Source organism: Desulfovibrio piger ATCC 29098 (genome assembly GCF_000156375.1).
Taxonomy (GTDB): Bacteria; Desulfobacterota; Desulfovibrionia; order Desulfovibrionales; family Desulfovibrionaceae; genus Desulfovibrio; species Desulfovibrio piger.
Genome location: NZ_DS996351.1, coordinates 54982 through 64638 on the forward strand (window position 1 = coordinate 54982; position 9657 = coordinate 64638).

A 9657-nucleotide genomic window follows, 5' to 3' on the forward strand; every position below is an offset into this window, starting at 1 on the left:
TACGGGCCCAGGGCACGGGCGCAGGCGGGGCAGAGTCCGTGGGCCCGCATCCCGGCCTCCGGGCCGGAGACGGCGGCCCCGCCATCATCCACGGGCGTGCCGCAGACCGGGCAGCGGTGTTCGGTGAATCCCAGCAGCCGGGCCAGGCGGAGCAGGGGAGAGGGGTGCCGCAGCGGCGCCTCGGGGATAACGCCCGGCTCCTTCTCCCTGACATCCTCTTGCCCGGCAGGGATCACGGGCGGCCCTCCGCCAGACGGACGGCCCAGTCCCGGCCCCAGCGTTCAAGGTCGGCACACAGGTCGGGACGGGAAAGCAGATCCTCGGGACAGGAGAGGCCCCGGAGGGTACGGGTATCCGCCAGTTGGGCGCCGAAGCTGGCAAAAAAGTATTTCAGGCCCAGCAGGCTGCCGGTAAAGAGCTGTTCCCCGCGCGGGCGGGCCGCCGCCAGAGCTGCCAGCACGACGGGGCCTTTGCCTGCGGGACGGCCCGCCTCGACCCCGGCCCAGATGCGCTGGGAACGGTCCACCAGGGCCTTGGCCTGGGCGGGCAGGCCGTAAAAATAGACAGGGGACGTCCAGAGGACCACGTCCGCGGCGGCGATGGCCGCAAAGACGGCCTCGGCATCGTCCGTCCGTGCCAGCGGGCAGACATGGGGCGCGGCGGCACAGCTTTGGCAGCCCCGGCAGGGACGAAGATGCTTTTCCTGCAGGGCTATCTCCTCCACGGGTCCGCCGCCGGACAGTCCTCCGGCGATGAGGCGGGCCATGGTATGGGTGGTGCCGTTGGCGCGGGGACTGCCCAGCAGGGAAAGGATGCGCATCAGACGAAGTCCCCGCAGAAGGGATTGTTGCGGCGTTCGTTGCCGATGCTGGTGGCCGGGCCGTGTCCGGGCAGGACGGCCGTTTCTTCCGGCAGGGCGAAGAGCACCTTGCGGATGGAGTGCAGCAGGGTGTCGTGATCGCCGCCGGGGAAGTCCGTGCGGCCCAGAGAGCGGTAGAAGAGGGCATCACCGGTAAAGACGGCCTTTTCGTCCGGGAAGTAATAGGAGACGCCGCCGGGGGTGTGGCCGGGGGTATCCAGCACGGTGCAGGCCATGCCGCCGAACACCTGCCGGCCCGTGGGCAGGTCGCGGCTCTCGAAGGCGGGCACCGGCGGGAAGCCCCAGATGCCGCCGTCGGAGGATTCCGTACCGATCAGGCAGGCATCGTGGACCGGGGAGTAGACGGGGGCGCCGGTCTCTTTGACCAGCGTGGCCACGCCGTACATATGGTCGAAGTGGCGGTGCGTGAGGCAGATGGCGGCCAGCGTCAGGCCCTTGGCGCGCAGGTCGTGCAGGATGGGGGCGGGATCGCCGCCGGCATCGATGACCACGGCCTGACCGTCCTTGTAGACGAGGTAACTGTTGGTCTCCAGCGGACCCAGAGGATAGACGGAATACGGCATGGGATCCTTCCTTTTGCGAATGGGATTTTCTTCTAGGTAGCGCAGGAGGGTCCGGGGGGCAAGCCCGCCCGGTGGCCGGCATGTCCCGGGCATCGTTTCTTGATTTTTTCTAGACAATACCCGGGGGGACAACTACACTGGCGGCATGAATACCGCTCCTTCCGCCTGTGATCTGACCCGCAGGGACCTCATGGACATGGACGCCCTCCTGATGCAGGAGCTGGGCAAGTTCATCCACTGTTCGCACCATGCTCTGTATTTCCCCACCAGCCACGCGCCGCGCCAGCCGGAACTGCTGCCGCGCGAACGCCGCCTGCTCCTGCCCCTGTACCGGCAGGGGAGCCTGCTGGGCGTGCTCATGCTGCACGGCGTCAAGGTAAGGGATGCTCGTATCCTGTTGCCGCAACTGCCTGCTATCGCTGATCTTTGCCTGGAGTTGCTGGCCCGGGTCAAAGCCACGCGCGTGGATGCCGTGACCGGTCTGGCCACGGAGAACGTGCTGTACGGCTCCATGGAGGACGAGGCCGCCCGGGTGCGCGAGATCTTCGCGGATCCTTCCCGGGGGGACGGACAGACCTCGCCCCTGCACCGGTTGTGCATGGGGCTGGTGCTGCTGCATTTTTCCAACGGGCGCGAGATCGTGGGCCGCATGGGCTTCCGCTTTGCCGATGAGCTCATGCGTCGCGCGGCCGAGGCCTTGCAGGAGGAGCTGCCGTCGGATGTGGTGGCCGCCCGTGTGGGGCGTTTCGGCATGGCCCTGCTGCTGCCCTCCGTGAGCGGCCGCAGCGCCTGCCAGAAGATGGCCGAGGCCGCTCTGGCTCGCATGGCCGGGGCCGCCATGCCCGCACCCCTGACGGGCAGGACCATACGTCCCCGTCTGAGCGCCGGACATGCCGTGTACCCGCAGGACATGGAGGGCGCCGAGCTGCGCCTGCCCATGTTCGAGCAGGCCCGCATGCTCATGGAGCGAGCCCGGCTCGCGGCCCGCATGACCTCCCAGCCCGGGGCGCCGCGCGTCATGCCCTTTGCCCGCATCCTCCAGGATGGCGGTACCGTGCTCCGGGCCCTGCCCCAGGGGCGGGTACGCGTGGGCCTGGGGGCCCAGGCCAAGGCCCGGGAAGGCATGCGCTTCGCCGTCTGGGGGCCGTCGGGGCAGGAGGGCTCCGGCAATCAGTACAAGGGCGAAGTGGTGCTCCTGCAGGTACGGGAATTCCACTCCGTGGCCGAGACCGTGCATCTGGCCGATGCCACGGCACCGCTGGAAGCCGGGGACAGGCTCAGCCTGCTGGAAGTGCCCTCCCTTGCGGCCTCGCATCCCCATACGCCGGGCGGGAAGGCCGCTGCCGCCGATGGGCCCGCCACGCCCGGACAGGAAGGCGCGGCCGCAGCGGATGCGGAGACGGAGAGCGCCCCCGCCGGGAGCGTGCAGGAACTGCGCGCCCGCGTCCCCGTGCTGGAGGACGGTTCCTGCGCGGGCATCTACGGCCATGGGGACTTTTTGCATCTTTTCGCCCAGGAGAAAGAGCGCACGGGGCGCTTCGTGCTGGCCATCGTGCGGGTGGATGTCCCGCATGACGCGCGGCAGGAAGCGGCGCTGGGCGAGTGCCTTGCGGCATGGCGGCAGATCCCCGAACTGTGCGCCGGAGAGCCGCTGGCCGGTCTGTACGGCAGCAATGCCCTGATATTCTTCCATGCGGACAGCCATGCCGAGGCGTTGCTGCCGCACTACGCCGCCCTGTGCGCCCGGCTGGAAGATGCCGGACTGCCGGTCTCGGCCGGTCTTGCCGGTTATCCCCTCCTGCATTACCGCAAGGGCGAGATGCCCGACTGCGCCCTCAAGGCCCTGGAGTACGCCCAGTTGCTGCCCTCGCCGCGCGCGGGCCTGTGCAACTCCCTGGCCCTGAACATCAGCGCGGACCGCCGCTATGCGCTGGGGGATGTCTTCGGCGCCATCGACGAATACAAGCTCGCCCTGCTGGCCGATGCGGAAAACGTGCTGGCCCGCAATTCCTTGGGTGTCTGCATGGCCGCCCTGGGCCGGTATCACGAGGCCCGGCGGCATTTTCTGGAAGCCCTGCGCTACAAGGGCGATGCCGGGCCGGAACGGCAGGAGCGCATCGCCCAGACCCATTACAATCTGGGCACGGTCTGCCAGCAGCTGGGCGAACGCCGTGCCGCGGCCCGCTATTACCGGGAATGCATCAAGGACGCCCCGGAGCATGTCTATGCCCATCTGCGTCTGGGGCAGCTGTGCGAGGAAGGCGGGCGCCGCAACGAGGCCCGGCGCTTCTACGAACTGGCCGCCGCCATCGAGGACAGACAGGCGGAACAGGCCGGGGAACAGCGGCCCAGCCTTGCCCGGCGCTATCTGGCCCGGCTCGCGGCCCGGCAGCGGCATGGCGGCGAGGCCCGCGAACTGCTGCACGATACCCTGCTGCGCAATCCTTTCGATGCCGCGGCCATGCTCCTGCTGGCCCGTCTGTATCTGGACGGCGACGAGGATCCGGCCATGGCCGAGCTGCTGGCCCGCAAGAGCGTGGGCCTGCGCGATACGCCCGAGGGCTGGCAGGTGCTGGCACGGGCCCTGCGTGCTCTGGGCCGCGAAGAGGAAGCCAGCCTGGCCGAGGCGCATGCTTCCGTGGGCTAAGGGGACCGCGTGGGCGGCCGCGAAAAAGGGGCCGTGCATGGCTTCGCGGCCTGAGCAGGCTGCGCGGGCGGGCCGGGGAGGAAAAAAGGGCGGCCATCCCAGCTGGATGGCGGGAAGATATTTCTCCGCTTCGTGTGTCCGGCGGAGAGGATGCGGGACGGATCAGCCGTGCCGTGCATCGTGAAGAGGGGGGAGCCTGCGGGCCCCCCTCTTTTCCTATCTGCCGGCAAGCGGACATGAAAAAAGGCCACCCGCATGACGGATGGCCCTGGATGTTTGCGATGGCTGTGAAGGATAGGCCTAGCGCCCCAGCAGGGCCTTGCTGGCCGGGGTCAGGCCGCGCAGGCTGTCCACGACCTTGGCCGTGCCCAGACCGGCCGGATCCTGTTCCATGATGATGAGGATGCGGGCGTCATCGGCGCTGACGCGGGTCAGGGTCTCCATGGCCATGGCCCGGCTGCGGGGCGTACCGCGGAAGGTCCACATGTTGCCTTCCTGCTGCAGATTGGTGGGGGCGTCCTGCATCTCGCGCATGCGGGAGGCAAAGGTCCTGGCGTCCATCTTGTCCTTGTTGGGCAGGATGAAGATGGTGATGTGGGCCTCCACGGCTTCCTCGCCGCGTTTGCCCAGCAGGAGCATGTATTCGTCCGGATGACCGCTCTGGAAACCGGGGCGTTCATCACTGGTCCAGCCGTCGGGCAGGTCCACGGCGAACTGGCTGAAGGTCTTTTCGGCGGCCGGGGCACTGACGGCGGCGGTCAGCAGGAACACGAGAGCAAGAAGAATATGGCGCATAGCTGATCCTTTGGAGTGGGATAAGATGTCCCCGCCAGCATAGCCCGCGGCGGGGACGGGGGCAAGCGGGGTCAGGGCCGCGGCAGCTGGGTGAGCGGTACGGCCATGCGGATGATGAGGAAGCACCAGGGCAGGAGTTGCAGCACAAGGTTGCGGGCCTTCTGGGGCCGGTACAGGAAGACGCTCCAGCTGATGATGGCCAGGGCCGCCAGCACCGACAGGATCAGGGCGTTCATCTGGGGCATGATGTCGAAGGGGACGCCGCTGTGCAGGCTGCGCAGCAGGGCGGCCAGCAGGGTACTCCAGAAATCGATGATGGAAGGCAGGTAGCCCACCACGGCCCAGACCGCGCACCAGCGGACAGCCAGGGTGAACGGCCGTTCGTCCGTCAGCGGCGCGCGATGGCGCAGGTACCAGAGCCAGAGCAGGGCCGCGCCGCCCGCCAGCGAGAGATAGCGGAAGAGCAGATGCAGGGCCTGGCGGATCTGGAGCAGGATGAAGTTGCTGCGTTCCATGCCTTGCGGCGGGTCCAGCAGCAGGCCTGTGGACAGCAGACTGCCCAGCAGGAAGAGCAGCAGGGCCAGCAGGCAGCCCCAGAGCGTCAGGCGCAAGTCGCTGGTGCGATAGGCCGTGATGGCCGGATCAGCAGCGTCGGGCCAGTGCCGGGAGGCACGCAGCAGGCCCCAGAGCAGCAGGGTGGCCGGCAGCCAGGCCAGCAGGGCCACGGTGGCGGGCTGGACGAGGAGGTCGGCCAGCGGGGGCATCTGCGGTTGCCGCAGGGCTTCCAGCAGGAGCATGAGCGGGAACAGGGGCAGGGCGACGGCGGCGCAGAACAGGCCCAGACGCAGGAGCTGGCGTCCGCCCCAGAGGCACAGGGCCGCATTGCCTTTGCGGCCGGCCAGCAGGGTCATGAGGATGAAGAAGGGCAGGGCCTGGGCCGTCTGTGCGAACAGGGCCTGCAGGTTGCCCAGCCAGTATATGAGGATGAAAGTCATTTGCATGGGTCACTCTCCTGCCCGCTATATAAGCGTTGCCCGTGCGGGCTGCAAGAGGAAGGGCCGCACGGCCGTATCCCTTGCCGCGACAGGCACCGGAAGGAATACAGGCCGTATGGGGCCGTGACCGTGGGCGTGGCGGGAACGCCTCCCCCGGCTTGGGGCACGCTGCCCGGTCGGGGATGCTGCGGCGGAAAACTTGCCGCCGCCGTGCGCTTGAGGTATGACTCGTCTGTTTCACCTCCGTCAACCTGCGGGATAATCATGTCATTTTTTACTGTTTTTCTGCTGGCTGTGGCCCTGTCCATGGATGCTTTTGCCGTGGCGCTGGCCTCGGGATGCGCCATCCGCGAAGTCCGGTTGCGCCAATATGTCCGGGTCAGCGTGGCCTTTGGCTTTTTCCAGTTCTTCATGCCCGTGCTGGGCTGGTTCCTGGGGCAGTCGGTGCATCATTTCATAGAAGCCTGGGACCACTGGCTGGCTTTCGTGCTGCTGGCGTGGATCGGCGGCAACATGCTGCGCTCCGGTATCGGCGGCCTGCGCCAGGGCGAGCCCGTATCCTGTCCCCAGAGCGACCCCACCGCAGGCTGGAACCTGCTCCTTCTGGCCGTGGCCACCAGCATCGACGCCCTGGCCGTGGGCCTGACCTTTGCCATGACCAATACCAACGCCTTCCTGCCTTCCTGTCTCATCGGGGTGGTCTGTGCCGCCATCTCGGCCTGCGGGCTCTTTTTGGGCAAAAAACTGTCTTCGCTGCCCATGCTCAACGGCTGGGCCGAAGTGCTGGGCGGCGTGGTGCTGCTGGGCATCGGTCTGAACATCCTGCACGAGAGCGGCGTCATCTAGCCTGCGCGAAGGCCGGAGGCCCCTGCCGGATGTTGCCGAGCCGCGCCAAGATGCCCTATAGTGCCGGAGGCCCGGAGGTCGTCCGTGCCGCAGGCATGTCCGAAATCGTCCGGCGTGCCGGAGTGTTGAGAGGAGACCATGATCAGTATCTGCCGTTATCATGATATTTCCGTGGGGCACCGCATCTGCGGTCACGAATCCCACTGCGCCCGTCTGCACGGGCATAATTACCGCATCCATTTCACCTGCACCGCCGACGAGCTGGACGCTCTGGGGCGCGTGCTGGACTTCCAGGTGGTCAAGGAACGCCTGTGCCAGTGGCTGGAAGACCATTGGGATCATCGCTTCCTGGTCTGGGACAAGGATCCCCTGCTGGAGGGCTTGCGGGCGCTGGATCCTTCGGTGAGCGTCCTTCCCTGCAATCCGTCCGCCGAGAACATGGCCCGCTATCTGGGCGAAGTGGTGGGGCCGGCCCAGCTGGAAGGCACCGGGGCCCGTCTGGTGGCCGTGGAAGTGGAAGAGACCGCCAAGTGCAAGGCGCGCTGGAGCCTGTGATGCGGACCCTGGCGGTCAACGAGTTTTTCGTCACCCTGCAGGGCGAGGCCTCCTTTGCCGGGACGCCTGCCGTGTTCGTCCGTTTCCAGGGCTGCCCTGTGGCCTGCCCGTGGTGCGATACGCAGTACGCCGCCCGTCTGGACGGCGCGACGCTGGATTTTGCCGCCGTGCGCGCCAAGCAGGGGCCGGGAGCGGGCTATGCCGATGTGGAGCCCGAGGCCCTGCTGGCAGCCATCCGGGAGGCCGGGCCGCGCCATGTGGTGCTGACCGGCGGCGAGCCCTGCCGCCATGACCTTACGGAGCTGACCTCCCGGCTGGTGACGGAGGGCTTTCGCGTCCAGATCGAGACCAGCGGCACCATGCCCATCCGCTGCCATGCGGATGTCTGGGTGACCCTGAGCCCCAAGCTGGACATGCCCGGCGGTCTGGAAGTGCGTCAGGATGCCTGGGAACGAGCCGGAGAGATCAAGTTCCCCGTGGATACGGCCGCGGACCTGGCCCGTTTCGAACAGGCGCTGGCGGTGGCCCGTCAGGCAGCGAGCCGTCCGCTGACGGAGCTCGTCTGGTTGCAGCCCGTGAGCCAGGGGAAGGAAGCCACACGCCTGTGCGTGGAGGCGGCCTTTGCCCATCAGTGGCGTGTGAGCGTCCAGGTCCACAAATATCTGGATCTGCGCTGAGCGATCCACAGACAAGAGACATCTATGGATAGGAAAGGCGGCATGCGCGGCATGTCGCCTTTTTCTTTGGGCCGACAGCAGGGTGGGAGATGTCAGGCAAGCGTGACACCCTCACCGAAAGAGGAAGAACGTCGCCAGAGAGGAGCCGCGGTCATGCCTGTTGAGGTCGCCGTATCGGCCGCCCCTCCGGCAGCGCTGGCGGAGGATGCAAGGCAACGCCTGGGAAGGTCCGGCCGCGGCACTGGAAACGAAAAGGCCGCACGAGGGGGAGGCTCCGCATCCTTCTGACAAGCCGGTCATCCCCGCGAACAGTCCTCATCAGGCGCGAAAAACGGCTCAGGTCTGCCCAGATGACGAAAAAAGCCACCCGAAGGTGGCTCGTATATTCGATAGATCATGCCGGTCTAATGGCGCTTCAGGCGCTTCATCTCGTCCTGCATCAGCTCCAGGCCGACAAGGATGTTGCGGCGCATGGCTTCCATGAGTTTTTCTTCGTCCTTTTCGCGCATGGCGGTCAGGATGTCCTTGTGCTGCTGGATGAAGAGCGAGATGTCTTCGGGGGAATAGCGGCGGGTATTGAGGAAACCTTCCACATAGTCCAGCAGGTGGCTGTCCACGGCCAGCAGATGGTGCATCCGCGAAAGGGAATAGAGCTGCAGGTGGAAGTCCCTGTCCTTGTGGAAGAAAAAGTCGGCATCACGGGTATCGGCCAGGTCACCGGCTAGCTGTTCCAGCCTGTCCATGTCTTCGGCGGTCGCCTGCTGCATGGCTTCCTTGGCCAGGGCGCATTCCACCTGTATGCGCAGGTTGAAGATATGCTCTATTTCCTTGGAAGAGGGCGGCATCATGACGATGGCCCCCTTGTAGGGGATGTTCTGGACCAGGCCGGATTTGTCCAGGCGCATGAGGGCATCCCGGATGGGGCCGCGCCCCACGCCGAGCTTTTTTTCCAGATCCACAAGGACAAGTCGGGTGCCGGGTAGGGCCTCACCGGACAGGATCATGTCGCGGATCAAATCGTAGGCCGCCAGCGATTTGATGGTAGAAGCAGTACTCATGGAAACTCCTTCTGTAAGGTACATATTTTGATAAATAATTTATAAAATTATGTCAAATGGCCCAGAACGGCAAAAAAAGGAGGAAACTCGCCTGCATGGCACGTTTTTTGTGCCGTCCGGCAACAGGGCAGGGAGCCTTCGGGCAGCCGCGCAACAGGGGCACGCTGTCCGGGAGATATGTCCGGGTACAAAAAAAGGGGCTTTCTCCTAAGAGAAAACCCCTGAATTTGCTGGAGCGGGAGACGGGATTTGAACCCGCGACTTCAACCTTGGCAAGGTTGCACTCTACCACTGAGTTACTCCCGCGCGGGATGCGGAACGATCCGCTATGGAAAGGACCTCGTAAGAAGTCCGTGACGGCTTGTGGAGCGGGAAACGGGACTTGAACCCGCAACCTTCAGCTTGGGAAGCTGACACTCTACCGTTGAGTTATTCCCGCCCGAAAGGGCAGTTTTTTATGGAGCGGGAGACGGGATTTGAACCCGCGACTTCAACCTTGGCAAGGTTGCACTCTACCACTGAGTTACTCCCGCACACTGGCACGGTATATCGCGATCGTTTTTTATGGAGGCGACATCCAGATTTGAACTGGAGAATGGAGGTTTTGCAGACCTCTGCCTTACCACTTGGCTATGTCGCCT

At 65.8% G+C, this 9657-nt stretch carries 10 protein-coding genes and 4 tRNA genes; 4 read left to right on the forward strand and 10 right to left on the reverse strand.

Translation table 11 applies throughout. The features are described from left to right. From DESPIG_RS13955 to DESPIG_RS00220, 3 genes are all read right to left on the reverse strand, one after another. Positions 1 to 236, reverse strand: a 236-nt coding sequence (locus DESPIG_RS13955; RefSeq protein WP_006003569.1) for a hypothetical protein, incomplete at its 3' end; no start/stop codon positions are given. Continuing rightward, on the reverse strand, positions 233 to 820 hold the full coding sequence (locus DESPIG_RS00215; protein WP_006003571.1) for a flavodoxin family protein: 588 nt from the start codon (positions 818 to 820) through the stop codon (positions 233 to 235). The genes DESPIG_RS00215 and DESPIG_RS13955, both read right to left, overlap by 4 nt. Continuing rightward, entirely contained in the window at positions 820 to 1443 is a 624-nt protein-coding gene (locus DESPIG_RS00220) for an MBL fold metallo-hydrolase (protein ID WP_006003572.1), read from the reverse strand. Before DESPIG_RS00220 ends, DESPIG_RS00215 begins: the two co-directional genes overlap by 1 nt. 145 nt (positions 1444 to 1588) lie before the next feature. Between DESPIG_RS00220 and DESPIG_RS00225 the strand changes: the two genes are divergently transcribed. Then, complete coding sequence (locus DESPIG_RS00225) at positions 1589 to 4090, forward strand: tetratricopeptide repeat protein (protein WP_006003574.1); 2502 nt, start codon at positions 1589 to 1591, stop codon at positions 4088 to 4090. Between the two features lie 300 nt (positions 4091 to 4390). Here the strand turns inward: DESPIG_RS00225 and DESPIG_RS00230 are convergent, their stop codons facing one another. Further along, positions 4391 to 4885 (reverse strand): hypothetical protein, encoded by a 495-nt coding sequence (locus DESPIG_RS00230; RefSeq protein ID WP_006003577.1) that lies wholly within the window; start codon positions 4883 to 4885, stop codon positions 4391 to 4393. 71 nt (positions 4886 to 4956) lie between these two features. Then, on the reverse strand, positions 4957 to 5886 hold the full coding sequence (locus DESPIG_RS00235; protein ID WP_006003579.1) for a hypothetical protein: 930 nt from the start codon (positions 5884 to 5886) through the stop codon (positions 4957 to 4959). Between the two features lie 258 nt (positions 5887 to 6144). On the opposite strand from DESPIG_RS00235, the gene DESPIG_RS00240 reads away from it, so the two are divergent. The 3 genes from DESPIG_RS00240 (at position 6145) to queE (ending at position 7958) form a co-directional block, all read left to right on the forward strand. Next, entirely contained in the window at positions 6145 to 6726 is a 582-nt protein-coding gene (locus tag DESPIG_RS00240) for a manganese efflux pump MntP (protein ID WP_006003580.1), read from the forward strand. 138 nt (positions 6727 to 6864) lie between these two features. Then, on the forward strand, positions 6865 to 7281 hold the full coding sequence (locus DESPIG_RS00245; protein ID WP_006003584.1) for a 6-pyruvoyl trahydropterin synthase family protein: 417 nt from the start codon (positions 6865 to 6867) through the stop codon (positions 7279 to 7281). Beyond that, on the forward strand, positions 7281 to 7958 hold the full coding sequence (queE, locus tag DESPIG_RS00250) for a 7-carboxy-7-deazaguanine synthase QueE (protein ID WP_006003586.1): 678 nt from the start codon (positions 7281 to 7283) through the stop codon (positions 7956 to 7958). The genes DESPIG_RS00245 and queE overlap by 1 nt, the downstream gene beginning before the upstream one ends. A gap of 404 nt (positions 7959 to 8362) precedes the next feature. On the opposite strand, the gene DESPIG_RS00255 is transcribed toward queE, so the two are convergent. The 5 genes from DESPIG_RS00255 to DESPIG_RS00275 form a co-directional block, all read right to left on the reverse strand. Then, on the reverse strand, positions 8363 to 9016 hold the full coding sequence (locus DESPIG_RS00255; protein ID WP_006003587.1) for a GntR family transcriptional regulator: 654 nt from the start codon (positions 9014 to 9016) through the stop codon (positions 8363 to 8365). A 231-nt stretch (positions 9017 to 9247) separates the two neighbouring features. After that, positions 9248 to 9322 (reverse strand) — tRNA-Gly (locus tag DESPIG_RS00260). Between the two features lie 58 nt (positions 9323 to 9380). After that, positions 9381 to 9455 (reverse strand) — tRNA-Gly (locus DESPIG_RS00265). Between the two features lie 19 nt (positions 9456 to 9474). Further along, positions 9475 to 9549: transfer RNA gene (locus DESPIG_RS00270), tRNA-Gly, on the reverse strand. Positions 9550 to 9581: 32 nt separating this feature from the next. After that, a tRNA-Cys gene (locus tag DESPIG_RS00275) sits at positions 9582 to 9656 on the reverse strand. Between the last annotated feature and the right edge of the window lies 1 nt (position 9657).